At 46.1% G+C, this 20,536-nt stretch carries 14 protein-coding genes; 13 read left to right on the forward strand and 1 reads right to left on the reverse strand.

Going from position 1 to position 20,536, the window contains the following annotated elements:
* Positions 1-3: 3 nt before the first annotated feature.
* The 8 genes from AC4OGX_RS14525 to AC4OGX_RS14560 all read left to right on the forward strand — a co-directional run bounded on the left by AC4OGX_RS14525 (position 4) and on the right by AC4OGX_RS14560 (position 8,415).
* Positions 4-684, forward strand: a complete 681-nt coding sequence (locus tag AC4OGX_RS14525; RefSeq protein WP_493331291.1) for a beta/alpha barrel domain-containing protein — start codon at positions 4-6, stop codon at positions 682-684.
* A 49-nt stretch (positions 685-733) separates the two neighbouring features.
* Positions 734-2,107: an MFS transporter gene (locus AC4OGX_RS14530; protein ID WP_493331292.1), complete on the forward strand. Its 1,374-nt coding sequence runs from the start codon at positions 734-736 to the stop codon at positions 2,105-2,107.
* Between the two features lie 61 nt (positions 2,108-2,168).
* Positions 2,169-3,224, forward strand: coding sequence for an NAD(P)-dependent alcohol dehydrogenase (locus tag AC4OGX_RS14535; protein ID WP_493331294.1), 1,056 nt, complete (start codon positions 2,169-2,171; stop codon positions 3,222-3,224).
* 22 nt (positions 3,225-3,246) lie between these two features.
* A complete protein-coding gene (locus AC4OGX_RS14540; protein WP_493331295.1) occupies positions 3,247-4,086 on the forward strand; it encodes a class II fructose-bisphosphate aldolase in 840 nt (279 codons plus the stop codon).
* Entirely contained in the window at positions 4,079-5,050 is a 972-nt protein-coding gene (locus tag AC4OGX_RS14545) for a carbohydrate kinase family protein (protein WP_493331296.1), read from the forward strand. The genes AC4OGX_RS14540 and AC4OGX_RS14545 overlap by 8 nt, the downstream gene beginning before the upstream one ends.
* Positions 5,051-5,087: 37 nt before the next feature.
* Positions 5,088-6,077 (forward strand): NADH-dependent methylglyoxal reductase, encoded by a 990-nt coding sequence (gene ydjG, locus AC4OGX_RS14550; protein ID WP_493331297.1) that lies wholly within the window; start codon positions 5,088-5,090, stop codon positions 6,075-6,077.
* A 122-nt stretch (positions 6,078-6,199) separates the two neighbouring features.
* Positions 6,200-6,958, forward strand: coding sequence for a DeoR/GlpR family DNA-binding transcription regulator (locus AC4OGX_RS14555; RefSeq protein ID WP_493331298.1), 759 nt, complete (start codon positions 6,200-6,202; stop codon positions 6,956-6,958).
* Positions 6,959-7,062: 104 nt separating this feature from the next.
* On the forward strand, positions 7,063-8,415 hold the full coding sequence (locus tag AC4OGX_RS14560) for a dicarboxylate/amino acid:cation symporter (protein WP_493331299.1): 1,353 nt from the start codon (positions 7,063-7,065) through the stop codon (positions 8,413-8,415).
* Positions 8,416-8,449: 34 nt separating this feature from the next.
* Here the strand turns inward: AC4OGX_RS14560 and AC4OGX_RS14565 are convergent, their stop codons facing one another.
* Positions 8,450-9,679 carry a 6-phosphofructokinase gene (locus AC4OGX_RS14565; protein ID WP_493331300.1) on the reverse strand — a complete coding sequence of 410 codons (1,230 nt, stop codon included), beginning with the start codon at positions 9,677-9,679 and terminating at the stop codon, positions 8,450-8,452.
* A 167-nt stretch (positions 9,680-9,846) separates the two neighbouring features.
* On the opposite strand from AC4OGX_RS14565, the gene AC4OGX_RS14570 reads away from it, so the two are divergent.
* The 5 genes from AC4OGX_RS14570 to AC4OGX_RS14590 all read left to right on the forward strand — a co-directional run bounded on the left by AC4OGX_RS14570 (position 9,847) and on the right by AC4OGX_RS14590 (position 20,396).
* On the forward strand, positions 9,847-10,863 hold the full coding sequence (locus AC4OGX_RS14570) for a glycosyltransferase family 2 protein (RefSeq protein WP_493331301.1): 1,017 nt from the start codon (positions 9,847-9,849) through the stop codon (positions 10,861-10,863).
* Between the two features lie 127 nt (positions 10,864-10,990).
* A complete protein-coding gene (gene rbr, locus AC4OGX_RS14575) occupies positions 10,991-11,596 on the forward strand; it encodes a rubrerythrin (RefSeq protein ID WP_493331302.1) in 606 nt (201 codons plus the stop codon).
* A 136-nt stretch (positions 11,597-11,732) separates the two neighbouring features.
* Positions 11,733-13,475, forward strand: a complete 1,743-nt coding sequence (locus AC4OGX_RS14580) for a S8 family peptidase (protein ID WP_493331303.1) — start codon at positions 11,733-11,735, stop codon at positions 13,473-13,475.
* 178 nt (positions 13,476-13,653) lie between these two features.
* The gene (locus AC4OGX_RS14585; RefSeq protein ID WP_493331304.1) at positions 13,654-20,034 is read left to right on the forward strand and encodes an Ig-like domain-containing protein; all 6,381 of its coding nucleotides are present in this window, start codon (positions 13,654-13,656) and stop codon (positions 20,032-20,034) included.
* A gap of 188 nt (positions 20,035-20,222) precedes the next feature.
* The gene (locus AC4OGX_RS14590) at positions 20,223-20,396 is read left to right on the forward strand and encodes a hypothetical protein (protein WP_493331305.1); all 174 of its coding nucleotides are present in this window, start codon (positions 20,223-20,225) and stop codon (positions 20,394-20,396) included.
* Positions 20,397-20,536: the final 140 nt, after the last annotated feature.

Here is a 20,536-nt window from a genome sequence, read left to right on the forward strand (position 1 = left end):
ATAATGAGAGACAGACTTTTAGTTGCGCCGTCGATGGGCTGCTGTGATTTATTTAAACTGGAGGAACAGGTAAAGTTTATTGATGCCAGGGCAGACTTCCTGCACATGGATATTAAGGATGGAAATTATGTAAAAACCTTTGGGATCGGGCCAGACTTTATGGCATATTTAAAGCCCCACGTAACCACACCGATGGATGCACATCTCATGGTGAAGCACCCTCAGGATTACATAGAAGCGTGTGCAGAGGCCGGAGCGGCTTACATTACGCCACATACGGACTGCATTGAGAGCGATGCGTTTGTAACGATCAATAAGATCAGAGCACTGGGATGTAAAGCCGGAATTGCTCTGAACCCGGCAGCTCCTTTAGAGGCGATCCGCTATTATCTGCCGCTGCTTGATAAAGTGACGATCATGATCGTAGATGCAGGGTATGCCGGACAGAAGGTTATTACACAGATGTACGATAAGATACGCACACTTGTACAGTGGCGTGCAGAGATGGGGCTGAAGTTTTTGATCGAGGCAGACGGCTCTATGAACTGGGAGGTATATCAACCGCTTTATGATGCCGGAGCTGATGTTGTTGTGCTGGGACCTCCAGCCCTGTGGAATAAAAGCAAAGATATCAAAAAGGCATGGGAGATCATGGAAGCGGAGAGTAAAGTAGAGACAAAATAAAAACGAAGATGAGAAATGGTATCGCAAGGGATATCAGGAGGGTAGGAGAATGGGTAAAAAATCTAATGTTAATATTGGCGCAAGACTGGATCGTCTGCCAAATTCATCCTGGCATATCAAAATGTGGCTGGTGACAGCATTTGCACTTTTGGTATGCTGGTCAAATGGAATCGGAGGTGCCGTGCAGAATATTCTGCTCAACGAGATTCACTGGCTGGAACCGGGGTCAAAGCTTTTAGCACTCTGGAGTACAACGTATACTGCAGGACAGCTGTTCGGTGCATTGATCGGCGGACCGATCGGAGATAAGATCGGACGTAAGAAAAGTATCCTGTTATATGAAATTATTCACATCATCGCTATGATCGGCGGGGCAGCTTCACCTAATGTATATGTATTGTATGTGTTCAGATTGATCCAGGGTCTTGGCCTTGGAGCACTCTTGGTAGTTCTTTTTGCAGGATTTACAGAGTATGTTCCTGGAAGAAACCGTGGTACATGGTCAAGCCGTACTTCGTTCATCGGAAACTGGGCACACCCGATCTGCAATGGTATTGCGCTGTTAGTTGTTTCAACAGGTATCAGTTATGCGTTGAATTGGAGAATTCAGTTCATGATCCCGTCTGTTCTTTCTATCATTGCAAGTGTCTTGATCGCCAAGAAGTTTCCGGAATCACCAAGATGGTTAGAGGCACAGGGCAGGATCGAGGAAGCAGATGCGATCATGACAAGCATTGAAAAAGAGATTGAAGCTGCTACAGGCAAACCACTTCCAGAGGTGACAGATGAGCCAAAACAGGTAAAACAGCTTCCATATTCAGCATTGTTTAAAGGGAAGCTGCTGAGGAGAACGATCGTTGGATCACTCGTACTGATCGGTATGAATACCATTCAGTATACATTGATGAACTGGATGCCGTCTATGCTTAAATCGCTGGGATTTGATACCTCTCAGTCACAGTTTATGACAATGTTTGGCTTATTCGGCGCTCCTTTCGGAATCTTTATCGCATCCCTGATCATGGATAAGGTTCCGCGTAAAGTAATGGGGGTTGCACTGTTAGCCATCATGGCTGTATTCGGTATCATCACAGGACGTCAGAGCTCTATGGGAGGGCTGATCCTTTGGACCTTCCTTTTGAACACCGCGATCTATATGTACGTGTGCTATGCATCAGCAGTCTATGTACCGGAAATGTGGCCCACATCAGCAAAATTGTCCGGTTCAGGATTCAGTAATGCGATGGGACGTGTCAGCAATATTTTCTTCCCGTTCCTTGTTACATATGTGGCAAACAGTGTAGGGGCAAACGGCGTGTTTATCCTGATCTCTGTAGTAGCAGTCATTATAGCAGTCAGCATTCTGTTCTTAGGTATTGAGACCAGAGGAGAGTCTGTAGAGGATATTGGAAACGTTGACTAAACGAGAGCTTCGGTGTCTGGTATAAGGCCGGACACCGGGATTTAAGACAGGAGGTTACAGTATGAATAATTCAGAAGCAATTTTAGTGACACCAAAGCAATTTGAGATACAAAAATGTCCTATGCCCCAGCCGAAGGATCATGAGATTCTCATGAAGGTTGAATATGTAGGCATGTGTGGATCCGATATCCATGGATTTGAATTCGGGCCGTTTATCCCGCCTAAAGATCCAAATCAGAAGATCGGACTTGGACATGAAGTGGCAGGTGAAGTAGTCGGCGTTGGAGCCAAGGTTACAAAATTCAAAGTGGGTGATAAAGTATTGATCGAGCCAGGTGTGCCGGATGATACATGCGAATACTGCCGCGGCGGGCGCTACAATATATGCCCGGGAGTAGACTTTATGGCAACGCAGCCAAATTATAAAGGCGCATTGACACAGTATATGACCCACCCGGAGGAATGGACTTATCATATCCCCGAAGGAATGACAACATTGGAAGGGGCACTGGTAGAGCCGGCTGCAGTTGGCATGCATGCTGCGATCTTAGGCGGGGCACAGGTCGGAAAGAGTATTGTCATCCTCGGAGGCGGGACAATCGGACTGATGGTCCTTCAGGCATGCTTAAGCCTTGGAGCAACAGACATCACGGTTGTGGATGTGATCCAGAAACGTCTTGATCTTGCAAAGAAGCTTGGTGCAAAGAGAGTGATCAATGGAAAAGAACAGGATACCGTTGCAGTACTGCGGTCAGGTGAGCTTTATGGAGATCACGGTGTTGATCTGGTGTTTGAGGCGGCAGGGTCTGCCTTTACTGCACAGCAGGCGGTACAGATTGTGGCCCGCGGCGGGAAGATCATGATGGTTGGCACACAGTCCCAGCCGGTTCCGATCGATTTTCTTAAGATCAACCGCGAAGTAACGATCCAGACTGCATTCAGATACTGCAATAATTTTCCTCAGACAATTGAAGCAATTGCCACAGGAAAGTTCAATGTAAAAGAAATGGTTACAAATATCTATGACTACAAAGATGTACAGAACGCATTTATGGAAGCGATCGATCCGGTCAAGAAGAATGACATGGTTAAGGGTGTTGTAAAGGTAGCTGAGTAATAGGAAGAAAAGGAGAAAAAGTATGTTATCAGATATCAGATATTGGGAAAAGAAAGCAAGAGAAGGACATTATGCGATTCCTCACTTTAATGTATGGAATGCAGAGATGTTAATGGGAGTCATCGATGCGGCGGAAGAGCTGCGTGCTCCGATCATCATTTCCTTCGGTACAGGTTTTACAGGGAATACTTCCTTTGAAGACTTCTGTTATATGATGGATTCCATGGCAAAAAAGGCATCAGTTCCTGTGATCGAGCATTGGGATCATGGACGTAATATGACGATTCTGCAGAATGCAGTGAACCACTGCATGAATTCTGTTATGCGTGATGCTTCTGCACTTCCTTTTGAAGAAAACGTTGCTGAGATCAAGAGATGTGTTGATTATTTCCACGCTTATAACATACCTGTCGAGGCAGAGCTTGGACATGTTGGAAATGAGACGGTTTACGAAGAGGCTCTTTCAGATTATCAGTATACGGATCCTTCAAAGGCTAAGGAATTCGTTGAAAGAACGGGATGCGACTCTTTAGCTGTCGCGATCGGAAATGTACACGGTGTCTATTCTTCCGAACCTAAATTAGCCTTCGATGTACTGGAGAAGGTTGCAAGTGAAGTAGATGTACCTCTTGTTCTGCACGGTGCTTCTGGTATCGGTGATGAGGATATTAAGAAAGCGATCTCACTGGGAATCGCAAAGATCAATATTCATACAGAGCTCTGCCAGGCTGCGATGGAGGCGGTCAACGCACACAAGGATGAGCCGTTTCTGGCAGTTCAGCGTGAAGTAAGAAAGGCGGTCAAGGAACGCGCGATGTACAAAATTAAATTATTCGGTGATGACGGAAGGGCTGATGAGTAAAGTGGATAGAAAATTGGATGTGATCATTATCGGCGCAGCGATCGTGGATCTGCCGCTGCGGCCGGTGAGCAGGGAAGTATTTGACGTGGTGTCCTATCCGGTTGACGGGATCTCAATGACGATCGGGGGCGATGCATTGAACGAGTCTACCATCATTACAAGGCTTGGGCATAAGGTCGGACTTATGAGCTGTATCGGTGTTGACGTGCCGGGATGGTTTGTAATAAACCACTGTAAGGCCAATGACATCGATACCACGTATATCAAACAGGACCCCGACAAGGTGACCTCTATTAATGTAGGGTTAGTCGCTGAGGATGGAGAGCGTACTTTTATTACGAACCGCCAGGGAAGTCTGTGGAAGTTCTGTTATGAAGATCTGGATATATCCGCATTAAAGAATGCAAAGATACTTTCTTTTGCAAGTATCTTCAACAATCCTTTGTTTGATAATAAGGCATTAGTTTCTGTTTTCTCAAAGGCGAAGGAAGAAGGAATGATAATCTGTGCAGACATGGTCTCACCGAGGCTGAATGAAAAGCTGGAAGATATTAAAGAGGCGCTAAGCTATGTGGATTATTTCTTCCCGAACTTTGAGGAGGCCTGCGGACTCACCGGAGAGACAGAAGAGGAAAAGGTCGCTGAGGTATTATATGGCTGCGGTGTGAAAAATGTAGTCATGAAGATCGGAAAACGTGGATGTTATATCCGTAATGCGGAAGGTTCCATGATCGTTCCGGCATGCAAAGGGGTAACGGCGATCGATACGATCGGTGCAGGAGACAATTTTGCATCTGGTTTCATATCTGCTCTTCTGGAGGGGAAAGATCTCCGTGATTGTGCGGTTTACGCAAACTGCACAGCAGCAGTTTCTGTCCAGTATGTCGGTGCCACAGGCGGAGTAAAGGACAAACAGATGGTAGAGGATATGCTTGCCAGATACCGTGAGGATTATAACGAATAGTTTAACTTATTGATAGATGAGAAAGGAATACAGAAATATGAAAACAATGAAGCTAGGCAGGACAGGGATAGATATCTCAAGAATCGGTCTTGGAACATGGTCAATCGGCGGCGGCTCAGCATGGGGCGGAGATCATGATATGCAGGTTGTCGTGGATACGATCAGAGAGGCACCAAGACTGGGCGTGAACCTGATCGATACTGCTCCGGGATACAACTTCGGAAACAGTGAAAAGATCCTTGGTAAGGCATTAGAGGGGATGAAACGTGAGGAAGTTGTCATCATCACAAAGTGCGGTGTGACATGGGATCAGGAAATGAAGGGGGATCTCTTTAATAAAGTAAACGGCATCCAGTTATACAAAAATCTGAACAGCGCATCTGTAAAGAAAGAGATCGAGGAATCTCTTGAGCGTCTGGGTACGGATTATGTAGATGTTTACATGACACACTGGCAGGCGATCGAAGGGTCAGAATATTATGTGCCTGTCCAGAAGACTATGGATGTTTTAAATGATCTAAGGGCTCAGGGCAAGATCAAAGCGATCGGTGCGGCCAATGTAGATATACATCATATCGAGGAGTATCTGAAATGGGGACAGCTTGATATCGTTCAGGCAAAATATTCTATTTTAGACCGTGAGATCGAAAAGGAGATCATTCCGTGCTGCCGTGAAAACGGCGTTACGATCCAGGCATATTCTCCGCTTGAGATGGGACTTTTGTCAGGGACAATGCCAAGAGACTATAAGCCGGTAGGTGCCCAGATTCCTAAGAAATGGTTCCAGCCTGAAAACATGCAGAAAGCGATGGATATGATGGATGAGTGGAGACCGCTCTGCGAGAAGTATCACTGTACAATTGCAAACCTTGCACTTGGCTGGATCCTTCACCAGGGAGACTTCCTGAACCTGCTCAGTGGATCTACAACAGTCGGACAGATCGCAGAAAACGTAAAATCAGCTGAGCTTGAGCTGGATCCCAAGGACGTACAGCTGATGCGTGAAATGGCAGAAAGCCTGGGCTGATGTCTTACACTCCGCATTCTTTGTGCTCATATGATTTGCCGAAAACAAAGGAAAAACTTTTGAATTCCACGAGAAATCATGTTAGTATTAAAGAAATGATACAAATTTCGAGGAGTGAGAAGATGGCTGCAAAAGACAGATTGGAATTAATAAAAAATATGATACAGACCGAAAAAAAGGTGGTTGTGTCAGAGTTAAGCTCAATTTTTGGCGTGACAGAAGAGACGATCAGACGTGATTTGGAAAAGCTGGAAAATGAGGGTGTTCTAACCCGCACATTTGGCGGTGCGGTTTTAAATATTGAGAATCAAAGAGAGGGCATTCATTTTTATCAAAGAGCCGGGATCCACATTGAAGAGAAACGGAAGATGGCAATTGCATTTGCGCCGATGTTAAAGGACAAGATGACGATAGCAGCGGATGCGAGCACGACTGTAATGGAAGTGGTTAAGCTGATACCGAACAGCCGGGATGTTACGCTTCTGACCACGTCTACCGCGGTCTTCAATGAGATGGCAAACACAGACATACACATACTTTCTGTTGGCGGTGTATTTAATAGGAGTACATTATCACTTCAGGGAACAGTGGCAAAGGAGAACATTAAGAAGTACCATGTTGATCTGCTGCTGATCAGCTGCAAAGGAATTGATCTGGAGTATGGGATCATGGACTCGAAAGAGGCTGAGGCAGAGGTGAAGAAGACGATGTCAGAACACGCCAGAGAGGTAGCATTGTTTGCGGACCACTCGAAATTTGATAAAAGGGCTTTCGCTCATCTATTGGAGCTGCAGGAGATTGACTATCTGGTAACAGATAGGAAGCCGGATGATAGATGGGTCGAGTTCTGTGAAAGGAATCAAATTACATTGGTTTACTAAACCAGAGTATGGAATCCTGTGAGTGCAAATCGTGAGATATGCAGTCGCAGGATTTTTTTTACCTTACGGGCATGCTATTTTGGTGAGAAATTGGAGGATGTAGAATGGGAGAAAAAACAGGGAAGAAACAGATGTCCATTATGAAAAAAATGGTGATCGCGCTGTTTGGGGGATTAATATTGGGGATTATTTTTTTACTGCTCCGCGAGTCATTGACGGCAAATGGTCAGGAGAATGTGTGGAATGTGATCAATCTTATTTTATTTCAGGATGTTACTGCCGACAAGGGGTTCAATTCAATCGGTATTTTTTATATCATAGGACAGCTTTTTATGCAGGGTCTGCAGCTTGCAGTTGTGCCGCTTGTCTTAGTTTCACTTAGTCTTGCGCTCTGCAGTATGGCAAATCCGGAAAAGCTTGGAAAGATCGCGGGGAAGACGCTGATTTGCTTTATCTCCTTTTATGCGGTGGGCGCTTTTCTGGCAGGGTGTTTCGCTTATCTGATCAAATCAATGGGATGGTTTTCCGTAAAGCTTCCGGCTGCGGATACTTCATCAGTTGCCACCATGGATTCCTATAACCCGCTGTCAACCATTGTGAATGCAGTTCCCGGCAACATATTCTCGGCCTTTAGTACGAACACCAGCATCCTTGCAGTCGTAGTAGTGGCGGTGATCATTGGACTGACCATGAATCAGTTAAGGGAAAAGGCAGAACCTTTTAAAAAGGTTCTGGAAAGCTTAAATGAGATCATAAAGCTTTATATGGAATTTCTGATCAATAAGATCAGTCCGATCGCTATTTTCTGTATGATCACAAGAACCTTCGCAACATATGGTGTAGAATACTTACAGCCCTCATTGACATACATAGTATCTACGATCTTTATCGGATTATTGCTTGTGTTTACCATCTATCCGGTAGGGATCTGGATCACAACAGGGCTGAATCCGGTCATTTTTATAAAGAAGGTAATGAAGATCGGGCTGTTTGCGGCAGCTACGAATTCCTCCGCGGCAACGCTGCCGTTAAATAAGAAGACCTGTATCGAAGAACTGGGATGCAGTGAGGAGATCAGCAGCTTTGTGCTTCCAACTGGTATGACGATCAATATGAACGGAACAACCGTTATGCACATGATGGCGATTACTTTTATCGCTACATCTGCAGGGATCGAGGTCAGGCCGTCTCATCTTGTCCTGGCAGCCTTCCTATCGATCTGTACTGCAATGGGAACACCGGCAATTCCGGTAGCGGGAACGACGATGGTGTTTGCAGTCCTTAACGGGCTTGGCTTTACCTCAGATCTGTGTATGATCGGCTATGCGCTTGTGCTGGCGATGAATTACCCTCCGGGAATGTCTGTCATCACGTTAAATGTGGTCGGTGATGCTGCCGCTAATGTGATTATTAATGCGAAGGAACATGAGTTAAATAAAGAAATCTACTATAGCTGAAGATATGCCGGCCCTTTTGGGGACCGGCATTTTTCTAGCGTGATCTGCGGTATGCAAACTTGGGGACCCCATCTTCTACCGGGACCGTGACCTCCCCCTGTATCAAAGGCCTTGCATACGCAATAAACTCTTCTCCGATATCAGTACCGCCGTGAGTGATCCATTCGGCCGGAACTGTTTTCTCCTGATTACATACTTTGTTGACATCTGCTGTTACATAATCGATGGTATAAGGCTCGTCTTTTACACGCTTAAAGGCAATCATCCTGCCTGTCTCGCCTTCCAGGGCGCATTTTACCCCATAAGCGCCGGATGCAATGGCTTCCTTCTGGTCTGTCTTGGAGAGCATGGAAGAGGAGCAGCGCTGGCAGACGTTTAACTCGATGGAACGCACCTTTACGCCGAGGCGTTCTTTTACCAGGTTCTCAAGGTACTTACCGGAGCCTGTCAGCATTTTGTGGCCGAAAGCATCTACCCCAACATCGCTGGCAAGCTCACAGATGAAGGTGCCGTCCTTATCATGGATCCCTTCGGAAATGCAGACCACCAGGTTTGGGGTGCTTTCTAAAGTTTCTTTTACTTTTTCAATAAAGGCATCCTGGTCAAAATCTGCTTCAGGAAGGTAGATCAATACTGGATTATCTCCCTCAAACTTGCGGGCAAGAACACTTGCAGCGGCAAGCCATCCGGCATGTCTGCCCATGATCTCCACAATAGTAACGGATTTCTTATTATCGTAAACAGAAGCATCAATGGCGATCTCGCGCACGGTGGAAGCGATATATTTTGCGGCGCTTCCGAATCCAGGTGTGTGATCGGTTTCGATCAGGTCATTGTCGATCGTCTTTGGAATCCCGATGACACGGATATCACTGGATATCTTTTGGGCATAACGGGACAGCTTGCTGACGGTGTCCATGGAGTCGTTTCCGCCGATGTAGAAGAAGTATCCGATATTCAGTTCCTGGAACTTCTCAAATAACTTAGGATACACGGCATCTTCAAGATCTTCCGGAAGTTTATACCGGCAGGAGCCAAGGAAGGACCCCGGTGTATTTTTAACTAATTCTAATTCGCCGGAGCGCTCCAGCGGTTCCATGTCCATATAATGTCCGTCCAGAAAACCCTCGATTCCGTTGATCATGCCATAGACTGCTCCAAAAGAGTCTTCACGGTTCAGTGCTTCATATACAACGCCGTAAAGGCTGGCATTGATCACGGCAGTCGGTCCACCGGATTGTCCTACGATTACATTTTTCTTCATTGTCATATTCCTCCCAAATGTGAATGATTTAAAAGCTGTTTAAGATAACTATAAGGGATATGGGATGATTTTACAATACGAAGAAAAGCTGATTTTCTTGAAAAGAGGTTGGAAACTTAGCAAATATGCAGTATAATTGCTTTATCTTGATAAAGGGGTGTAAAATAATGAAGTATATCTCATTTGCAATTCCATGTTACAATTCAGAGGCGTATATGGAAAAGGCAATCCAATCAATATTGAAGGGCGGAGAGGATGTTGAGATCATTATAGTCAATGACGGCTCAACGGATAAGACAAAGAAGATCGCAAAGCGGTATGCAGAGCAGTATCCAACGATCGTAAAAGTGGTGAATAAGGAGAACGGCGGTCATGGTGATGCTGTCAATTCAGGGCTTACACATGCGGTGGGAAGATATTTTAAAGTGGTCGACAGTGATGACTGGGTGGACGAGGATGCTTTGACAAAGATCTTGGATGCCGTGAAGGCATTTGTCCAGACAGATACCATGGTGGACATGATCGTTTCCAATTATGTTTATGAGAAGGTGGGGATGGAGCATAAGAAGGTGATCCATTATCGAAATGTGCTGCCGCAGAACCAGATCTTCCACTGGGATGATATCGGTCATTTCCGGCTGGACCAGTATATCCTGATGCACTCCGTTATCTATCGGACAGAGATGTTAAAGCTGTGTCAGCTTCGTCTCCCGAAGCACACATTTTATGTGGATAATATCTATGTATACTATCCGCTGCCGCATGTAAGGACGATGTATTACATGGATGTGGATTTCTATAGATATTTTATCGGACGGGAAGATCAGTCTGTGAATGAGAAAGTGATGATCAGCAGGATCGACCAGCAGATCTTTGTGACAAAGAGCATGATCGGAATGTACGAGCTCAGGATGGTCTCCAGCAAGAAGCTGCGCAAATATATGATCGATTATCTGGCGATCATGATGACAGTATCTTCCATATTATGTATCAGGTCGAAGAAAAAAGAGAATCTGGAGAAAAAGACAGAGCTCTGGCAGTACCTAAAGAAAAAGGATTACAGGACTTATATGAAGATCCGGTATGGGATCTTGGGACAGACGATCAACCTGCCGGGAAGGACAGGGCGGAAGGTCTCATCTCTGGCATACAACGTAGCAAGGCGTTTGATCGGGTTTAACTAAAAAATAATGTCTACCCATAGGGCATCCCGTAATACATGCCCTGCGGGTGGGTTTTTGGCAAAGCAAAAAAGTAATGTATATTTTACCAGCCATTTTACATACTACTAATAAAAAAGGAGTGTGTATTATGGCTGTTAATTTTTCTGAGAGTAAAACAAAAGAGAATCTGATGAGGGCGTTTGCCGGGGAGAGCCAGGCTAGGAACAGGTATACGATCGCCGCAGAAAAGGCGCAGGATCTAAAAATGCATACGATCGCAGATATTTTTCTTTACACAGCAGAGCAGGAGCGGGCGCATGCGGAGAGATTTTATGAGCTCTTAAAGGAGTCTGCAGGAGAGACGATCTTTATTGACGGAGGATATCCGGTGGATCAGCAGGAATCTTTGGCAGAGCTTCTGCGTGCAGCGGAGCACAATGAGAGAGAAGAGTACGAGGATGTATATCAGAAATTTGGAGATGTGGCAAAAGAGGAAGGATTTCTGGAGGCTGCCTCCGCATTTTATCAGATCGCGGAAATTGAGCACGTGCATCAGGTACGTTTTGGGGAGATTGCAGAGCTGCTTGCGACGGGCAGGTATTTTGAATGCCAGGAGGAGAATAAGTGGATCTGTACGAACTGCGGCTACATTCATGAGGGAAAGCAGGCTCCGAAGGTCTGTCCTGTCTGCCGTCACGATCAGGGGTATTTCCTGCCTTATGCATATGCTGAGTATAAGGGGCCGGGAAGATAGGCTGTCAGATTAAGGTTCTTTTCGTATCTCCGGTCTTAGAGGAAATCTTCCAGGGAGGAGTCATTCTTGGAGCTGATACGGAATAAAATTTAATATTGCAGTTTGAAATGGAAAAAAGAGTTAGAGGAGTGCTTATATGAGCCAGAAGGTTGAAAATCTGTTGAATCTTGCGTTAGATGCTACAGAAGAGGAGCGTATGAGGTCGCTGGAGCTGGAGGTTGGATTTCATCCCATCGAAAGGGAGTGGGATCTGATCGTTAAGTACTCGGGATCCTTAGATGCCGTGCGTGCACTTGCTGCGAGTGTGACTGAGCTGTCCAATGAATATGCGGTGATTACGATCAGGGAGGCAGCGATCAGTAGTCTGGCATCGATTCCGCAGATCGAGTTTATAGAGAAGCCCAAGAGGCTGTTCTTTCAAATTGCGAATGGAAAGAGAGTTTCCTGCATAGGCCCTGTGCAGCAAACTCCTTTTTCTTTAAAGGGGAATGGTGTGCTGACTGCTATCGTTGACAGTGGGATAGACTATGCGAATGCGGACTTCCGTAATGCGGATGGAACCACGAGGATACGCAGCTTATGGGACCAGACGATCCAGGGGGCGCCGCCGGAGGGATATCATATTGGAACAGAGTATACAAGGGAGCAGATCAATGAAGCGCTCCAGCAGACGAGTGTCAGGGAACGGGAAAATATCGTACCCAGCAGGGATATTTCGGGGCATGGTACAGCTGTTGCAGGGGTCGCGGCAGGAAATGGAGCCGGAAGTGAGGGCAGGCAGTATGCAGGCGTGGCGCCCGAGAGTGAGCTTCTGGTAGTAAAATTAGGGAGTCCCAGGCAGGATGGTTTCCCCAGGACCACGGAATTGATGCAGGGGGTCGATTATGTGATCAGAAAGGGTCTGGAATACCAGATGCCGGTGGCGGTCAATATCAGCTTTGGAAATACATATGGTTCTCATGACGGGACTTCACTGTTGGAACGCTTTTTAGATGACATCTCGAATTACTGGAAAAGTGTGATATGCGTGGGAAGCGGAAACGAGGGGACGAGTGCGGGGCACACCTCAGGTGTTCTTAAGGAAAACGTGGAGGAAGAGGTGCAGCTGGGTGTACAGAGGAATGAACCGACTGTCAATGTACAGATCTGGAAGAACTATGCGGATCAGGTGGATATCTCTCTGGTCAGTCCGTCAGGGGTGCGTGTAGGTCCGATCCAGGAGATCCTTGGTCCTCAGAGATTTGTACTGGGACAGACGGAGATTCTGCTCTATTATGGGGAGCCCAGTCCGTTTAGTGTGAGGCAGGAGATCTTCTTAGATTTTCTGCCCCGCCAGTCTTATATAGACAGCGGGATATGGCGGATCATCCTGACGCCGAGGCGCATTGTGACGGGAAACTATCAGATGTGGCTGCCCAGCCAGAGTGTGTTGAATGTAGGGACTGCTTTTGCATTTCCTGTGAGTGACAGGACATTGACGATCCCGTCCACGGCGCCCCGGGTCATCACAGTGGGGGCTTATGATGCGCTGACTTTTGGATATGCAGATTTCTCCGGGCGCGGCCCGGCGGGGGCTTATGAAGGGATCACGGAGGCGAAGCCTGATCTGGCGGCTCCGGGGGTGCGTGTGACGACAACGGTGCCGGGCGGGGGATATGCAGAATTCAGCGGGACGTCCTTTGCCACGCCTTTTGTCACCGGAAGTTCGGCGCTTTTGATGGAATGGGGGATCGTAAGAGGGAATGACCCGTATCTGTATGGGGAGAAGGTGAAGGCATATCTGAGAAGAGGCGCAAGACAGCTGCCGGGATTCACACAGTGGCCGAACAGCCAGCTGGGTTGGGGGGCACTGTGTGTGCGGGATAGTCTGCCGGTATAATGATTCTTTATATGAAATAGGGGCAATGTCAGAAATGTGTATATGAAAGGGGGGAAATTTATATTCTTTTTCTTCTGGATTCACAATAAAATAAGTACATTAAATATCTCTCGGTATCTTGATTTTTCGGACATAAAGATACCGGGAGATTATTTCAATCAGAGGAGGAAAAGGATATATGAGAGTGAAGAAACTTGCAAGCCGTTTAGCCGCTGTGGGTTTGACGGCAGCAATCGCTGCGTCAGGTATAGGCAGTATGGATGTACATGCCGAAAAGCGAAGCAGCGGTAAAATCGTAGTGGATTATAACACAAGCATCGGGACAGGGACGCCGGAACTGTTCGGAGGTGTCAAAACACCGTCGAAGGACCAAAGTGATGCCTGGAATAAGCTGGCAGAAACGATGGGAGTAAAACAGGTAAAAGTGAATGTGGATTTATCCGAGCTGTTTCCGGAAAACGCAGATACGGTGGATACGGAGGCAATGGGAAATTATACACATGTCGCAGGCAGTATTCTTACGAATGTCAGAGGATCCGGCATGAAAGCGATGCTTGAATTCACTTCGCTGCCGCAATGGCTCGATGCCGATCAGGACGGAATGTATGACGCAGGCAGGGAAGAGGATTATAAAAAAATGATCCGAAAATTCCTGGATGATGCAAAGGCGGAGTATGAAGGGACCATCAGCCATGTCGAAATTGCACCGTCATCAGGACTTTCAGAGAAGGATTTTGGAGATTTTTATTATACAACTGCAAAAGAGGTCCGCGCCATCCTGCCAAATGTTAAAATCGGCGGATTTGGATATGTACTGAAAAATAAAGGCGATCTGCTGCCGGAGAATGTAAAAGCGGCTTTAAGCAGGTATAAAGATGAGAAGGATCAAACACTTTTACAGTATGTGTCGGTAAGAGTTTTTCAGGCGGAACCAACGGATGGCAATTCATCGATGGATGTATTCGGAGAGTTCAAGCAGGGGCGTAAGGAGATCCGAAAAGCGTTGTCTAATAAAGACATGCCGTTGTATATGACCGGATGGACAACCTCTGCAAAAGATGCAAAAGATGCAGACAGTAAAATTAAAGAGGCGGACGGGATTAAATATCATACCAGCGCATTATTTAAAGCAATGCGGGACGGGTGGAATCTGGTATTGTTTGACGGAACTGTTTCTAAGAATGATCAGCCGGGAAGTTATACATATACCCTGGATCAGGACGGGAACGCATCACTGAATCCATTTGCCCGGGTATACAATCTGCTGGGCAACCAGCTGGGATTAAATAAAGGAGCATTTAAAATTGTTTCTACTGACATGGGGAGCAGCTGGCCCGTGGACGATTCCATTGCAATGCAAAACAGTGAAAACGAAGCAATTATGCTGCTGACGAACTTTTCTGCGGCGAAAAACAGTGTGAATATAGAACTCAAAAATGTGCCTTATGAAGATGGGGATGTAAAGCTGGAATTGTATATAGCATCGGATGATAACGACAGCTCATCGGTATTTCAGACGGTGGATGCAAAAGTTGTGAATGGGATCATTACGTCAACGATCCCGTCTGTTCCACAAAACTGTGCAATGGGAGTGATCATAAAGGAAGGAACGCCAAAAAGTCTTCCGGCACAGTCTATGTATGAATTTGAAAGCCAGGACAACCATTTTGGTGGAAATATGGAGATAGGATGGACGAATGGGGCATCCTTTAACCGTACGGTGTCCGGGTTTGGCGGAGAAAGTAACTTTATTACGCTGCAAAAGGTAGCAGCGGATGGGGCGGGAACTTATACTGCTCATCTCTATGCAGCTACTAAAAATGCCAATATTATGGTATCTGTAAATGGAGGAGAGGCATTCCAGGTGGACGGTTCACAGGTGACTCTGCAGGATCCGGTTACATTTGAGGTGGCACTTGAAGCTGGGAATACAAATACAATCAAGATCTATACGACCAGCGGAGAATTAAGACCGGACAGGCTGACGCTGGAACCCAAAGATGTAAAGCTTTCCATTGGATTCCAGAATCTATCGTCACTGGAGAAACTGGAGGATGGCAGCTATGTACTGCCGCTTAAGAAGACAGATTTTAAGGTAGATGCCAGAATCTTCCCGGAATCTTCTGCAGCAGGAAAAAAGATGACGTTTGCGTCTTCTGCTCCGGAGATCGTACAGGTGGATGCAGATACCGGACTGCTTACTCCGTTACAGACCGGATATGCGGTTATTACTGCAAAAATCGAAGGAATTCAGGATACCGTAGAAAGTTCATTCACGTTAACCGTGAAAAATGCGGTGTCATCTGTGAGTGTATCTCCGTCCACTTTGTCATTAAAACAGGGCAATACGGCTGTTTTAACAGCTGTGGTTACGCCGGAGGATGCAGAAAACCGTAATGTGACATGGACAAGCTCCAACAATGATATCGTGGAGATCACAGAGCAGAATCAGGAAACCGCTTCTGTCAGAGCAGTGGCAGAGAGTGGTACAGCTACTATTACGGCGGCTACAGAGGAGGGGAATAAAACGGCTTCTTGTACAGTAACGGTTGTACAACCGGTGCCGGGCGGCAGCGTTTCCATAGATTACGGTAATACGATTTCCACAGGAAATCCAGGGATCTTTGGGGTTACCCATTATCCAAGTGTAAATAAAAACGACGGCGATATCGGTGACCACTCTATCGTATGGCCGATGCTGACCGAACAGGCAGGCGTTCGTTTTATGAGAGCGGATGCAAGGCTTCAGGAGATTCTGCCGGTTTGGACAAAGACTCCGAATACCAACTGGGAGCGTCCGGGGGCGCATAACCCGGATCAGCCTGATTATGTAAAATCAGATTACTATTATGTAACGGGACCGGATGGCAAACAACGGAAATTTACGCTGGAAGGCTACCAGGAGGATATGAAACATTTTAAAGAGACCGGAACCTACTTAAATGGACTATCCGATCCGGCAAACTGGAATACGGACAGGCTGATGCGCTGGGTAGATGCGGCGGATGCACAGGGTTACGAAGTGATGGCGATGACATTCCAGATCCCGGAATGGCTCTCGGCAGGTGAGGTTGTATCCGGTGATCCCCATACAAAGAAAGTCTGCAACGGAGCGCCAAAGGATTGGGAAGTATACCGCGATATCGTGAAGAAAGTGTATATCCTGCTTCGTGATAAAATTGATTATTATGAATTTCTAAATGAACCACACTGGTATATACCGACACATGGGGATCAGAGAGACCCTGACGGAGCCCCGTATCAGGGCGGTAATATCGTAAATGCAATTGCAGCCGATCAGTTTTATCAGGCAATCGATGCAATTTATGAAGCAGAAGCAGAGATCACAGGCACTCCGGGAGCAAAGCCGGTGGTAAAACTGGGCGGCGGCGCTGATGACAGCTGGGGCGGCGATTACGGCGTGCTTGGTACCATCTTTTCCGATAAGTACGCATCCTGGAAAGACAGAGTGGAGTTCGTATCCATTCATAAATACGGGGAACGTCCGGCAAATCAGGATGACAGTAATGGCGGCGCAAACAGCCGGAATCTTAAATACTGGATCAGGAAGAACACAGGCAGGGATATCCCGCTGTATTTGAACGAATATAATGTCCATACCGGACAGCCGAAGGATGAGACTTACGGTTATAAAAGTGTAGGCTGGCACGGGAAAAACCTGATTGACATGATGGTAGAGGGGTACAGCGGCGGCGGTTACTATACCTGTTATCCGGCCGATGTACCGATGGATGATTATGAGGCAAGTTCCGGCTGGGTTGAGCGCGGAAAAGGAATGTATACATGGAACGAAGGGAATCCTTATCTTGCGAACTTTACAAAGACCTGGGGGCTTCTCTCTGTAAAACTGGGACTTGGAGGCGGTGAATTTGCCGTAAAATCAACACAGATCGACGGTTCCATGTCACAGGCGGTGGGTGCAGTCAATCAGGCGGGCAGCGCAGTCGCATTTATCAATAATTATTCTCCAAAGGCTTATGATAATGTAAAGGTTCAGATGCGCAATGTTCCTTATGCGAAAGAGTCGGTGGTTACCGCGCAGATCTACCGGATGACATCAGAAACCAGTGTGGACGAAGCACCGATTACGGCAGAAGCGACTGTAACGCCAGAGGGAACTGTCACGGTGGAGATACCGGATATGGCATCTTATAGCGTTGCCGGCATCCTGTTAAGCGGTACACCGGAACCAAAAGAAGATAAGACCTATGAATTTGAGTCGTACAAAAATCATTTGTCAGGGGATGCAAAGATTGAAAAAGCAAGCAATGCGTCTAATGGAAGAATTGTGGTGAATGCAAATGGAGAGCAGAATGCCGTTACAGTTGCAATCGGAAAAGATGAGGCCGGACTGACAAAGCTGGAAGTAAACTATAAGGCAGATACCGACAGCGTACTTACCTATGATATTGGCGGAAAAGTTCGTACAGTTACCCTTCCTGCAGATCAGGAGAAAGCTGAGATTGAGGAAACACTGGGTGCAGGAAAGACAGAAGTCAAATTCTATGTGTCGGAGGGTACAGCATCGCTAGACAGTATTGTACGTTATGATATGGATAAGAGCGCTTTGCAGGAACTGGTTAACCGGGAGTTTACAAAGGATGGTTACACGGAGAAATCATGGGCAGCCTATGAAACTGCAAAAGTAGCGGCAGAGGCTGTACTTGCAAATGAAAATGCGACGGCACTCGAGGTTTCAAAGGCATATCAGGATCTTGCGGATGCCATTGACCAGCTGGTTGTGATGGTAGATCTTAAGGAACTGGCAGAGAGTGTATCAGGTAAAGTGGAGGAAATCGGAAACTATACAACTGCCAGCTGGATTCCTTTTGCACAGGCACTCAGCCAGGCACAGCGGGTGCTGAATAACCCGGATGCATCTCAGGAAGAGCAGATTGAGGTATACTATCGTTTGGAAAACGCGGTAGCAGGTCTGGCAATTATCGAATCAGATCTGAATAAAAGCCTGACGGAAGGATTACTTCCAACTACTAATGATTCTTTGGGTGGGAAAGACCTTGATAAGGCAACAGACGGAGAGGCAAGCGGAAAAGACATTGAGGGAACCTATGCGCAGCTCCTTGCAGGCGACGAAACCGGAGAGGCACCAGATAATGGATACAGTACATGGGAAAATGTCTGGCTCCAATATGACATGAAGGCAGAGTATCTGATTCAAAAAGTAAATGTATACCGCGCGGTGTTTGCAAATGGTGGAACAATGAAGTGGAAAGAATGCAGGGTAGAGGTTTCCACGGACCCAGACTTTGCACCGGAGAATACAGAGGTGCTTGCCTATGATCCGGAACTGGTTACCAACAGCAGTGATGATGCACTGCAGGAGATTGTAGTATCAGGCGCAAACGATGCGATGCAGGAAAATGCAGTATCGGATGCAGAAGGATCCACAGTAAAAGCAAGGTATATACGCGTGAGCGGACGCGGATATCAGGGAACCTGGGGCGGAGCAACAAACGCATTCAGCAACAAGGTTATGTTTTCTGAGATTCAGGTATATGGCGCTTATGTACCGACAAAGGAGGAACTGGCTGGGAAACTGGATGAGGCAAAGACATATACGGGTGACGGATATACGACTGACAGCTTTAAGCAGCTGACGGATGCAATTACAGAGGCTGATGCCATCATGGCAAAAGAGGATGCTTCACAGGCAGAGATTAACACAGCAGCGGCAAAACTTGTAATTGCTATTGATGAATTAAAAGCAAAACCGGATACATCGGCGCTGGCTGGACAAATTCAGATTCTGGAAGATAAAATGAAAGAAGACGCATGGGGATTGTTATCTGCAGAACGTCAAAAAGTATACAACGATATTCTTACAGAAGCAAAGGCATTGTTAGCAGATGAAACAGCAGTACAGAAAACTGTGGATGAGATGAAAGGGAAATTGGAAAAAGCTGCGGCAGATCTGAGTGCAGAATATGAGGAAGCGGCTGCTAAAGAGACGCAAAAGCAGATTCTTAGTGATGCTATAACAGAAGCGCAGGCAGTGAATCTGGATGGTTACACAAAAGAAAGTATACAGTCATTTAATGAAGCATTGGAATTTGCGCAGAAAGTATTCAATGACCCGGATGCTACGAAAGCAGATTACCGGGATGCCTTTGAAAAACTGGAGGCGGCTGTATCAGCGCTTACGACGGTAGATCCAGAAGATCCAGATCAAAAACCAAATCCGGATGATAAACCAAACCCGGATGATAAACCAAACCCGGATGGAAAACCGAATCCGGATGGAAAACCGAATCCGGATGGAAAACCAAATCCGGATCAAAAGCCGAATCCGGATGATAAACCAAATCCGAATGAAAAACCAAACCCGGATAAGAAACCAAATCCGGATAATTCAGGGAAACAGCCGGATGGAGGAAACAAGCCAAATCAGGTGCAGAATGAAAAACCTGCGAAGACCGGAGATATGGCACATCCTCTTGCTGCTGCAGTAGTTATGGTCATTAGTCTGGCAGTGTGCATTGTAGTGATATTCAGTAAAAAGAACAGAAAGAATATGTAATTAATTTCAAGGAGCCGTTGCAAAAGCAGATGCGAATCTGTGGGAGCAATGGCTTCTTAAATTTGCAGACGGAAATGTAGGGGATCATTTTCGTGACACCACGAAAATGATAAAATTAGCAAAAAATGCAGAGCGATATGTTAAGGAGTATATTTTAACTAGATATGCTTGTTATTTGATTGTACAAAATGGAGATTCGAGAAAAAATGAAATTGCTTTTGCACAGAGTTATTTTGCAGTGCAGACAAGAAAATATTGAAGATAGGATTAAATTGATTGAGCGGCTAAATGCGAGAGAAAAGTTAAAAGAAGCTGAGAAAATATTATCTCAGAAGGAAACGAGCAGGCCGCTTGAACAATAGTGTTGCACGGTAGTAAACTTCGTTTCCTTTTTTTAGATACTAGAAATAACTTCTCGGAATCTCAATAAATGAGATTCCCCCCGAAAATTGACAACTAAATATCGTGCAGAAAAAGAAATTTAAGAAAAATGGCCATAAAC

It is taken from the genome of Faecalicatena sp. (assembly GCF_058819085.1).

Excerpts from the sequence above, each read along its gene's own strand:
- AC4OGX_RS14525 (WP_493331291.1), top strand. The coding sequence starts at position 4 with ATGAGAGACAGACTTTTAGTTGCGCCGTCGATGGGCTGCTGTGATTTA.
- AC4OGX_RS14530 (WP_493331292.1), top strand. The coding sequence starts at position 734 with ATGGGTAAAAAATCTAATGTTAATATTGGCGCAAGACTGGATCGTCTG.
- AC4OGX_RS14535 (WP_493331294.1), top strand. The coding sequence starts at position 2,169 with ATGAATAATTCAGAAGCAATTTTAGTGACACCAAAGCAATTTGAGATA.
- AC4OGX_RS14540 (WP_493331295.1), top strand. The coding sequence starts at position 3,247 with ATGTTATCAGATATCAGATATTGGGAAAAGAAAGCAAGAGAAGGACAT.
- AC4OGX_RS14545 (WP_493331296.1), top strand. The coding sequence starts at position 4,079 with ATGAGTAAAGTGGATAGAAAATTGGATGTGATCATTATCGGCGCAGCG.
- ydjG (WP_493331297.1), top strand. The coding sequence starts at position 5,088 with ATGAAAACAATGAAGCTAGGCAGGACAGGGATAGATATCTCAAGAATC.
- AC4OGX_RS14555 (WP_493331298.1), top strand. The coding sequence starts at position 6,200 with ATGGCTGCAAAAGACAGATTGGAATTAATAAAAAATATGATACAGACC.
- AC4OGX_RS14560 (WP_493331299.1), top strand. The coding sequence starts at position 7,063 with ATGGGAGAAAAAACAGGGAAGAAACAGATGTCCATTATGAAAAAAATG.
- AC4OGX_RS14565 (WP_493331300.1), bottom strand. The coding sequence starts at position 9,679 with ATGAAGAAAAATGTAATCGTAGGACAATCCGGTGGACCGACTGCCGTG.
- AC4OGX_RS14570 (WP_493331301.1), top strand. The coding sequence starts at position 9,847 with ATGAAGTATATCTCATTTGCAATTCCATGTTACAATTCAGAGGCGTAT.
- rbr (WP_493331302.1), top strand. The coding sequence starts at position 10,991 with ATGGCTGTTAATTTTTCTGAGAGTAAAACAAAAGAGAATCTGATGAGG.
- AC4OGX_RS14580 (WP_493331303.1), top strand. The coding sequence starts at position 11,733 with ATGAGCCAGAAGGTTGAAAATCTGTTGAATCTTGCGTTAGATGCTACA.
- AC4OGX_RS14585 (WP_493331304.1), top strand. The coding sequence starts at position 13,654 with ATGAGAGTGAAGAAACTTGCAAGCCGTTTAGCCGCTGTGGGTTTGACG.
- AC4OGX_RS14590 (WP_493331305.1), top strand. The coding sequence starts at position 20,223 with ATGGAGATTCGAGAAAAAATGAAATTGCTTTTGCACAGAGTTATTTTG.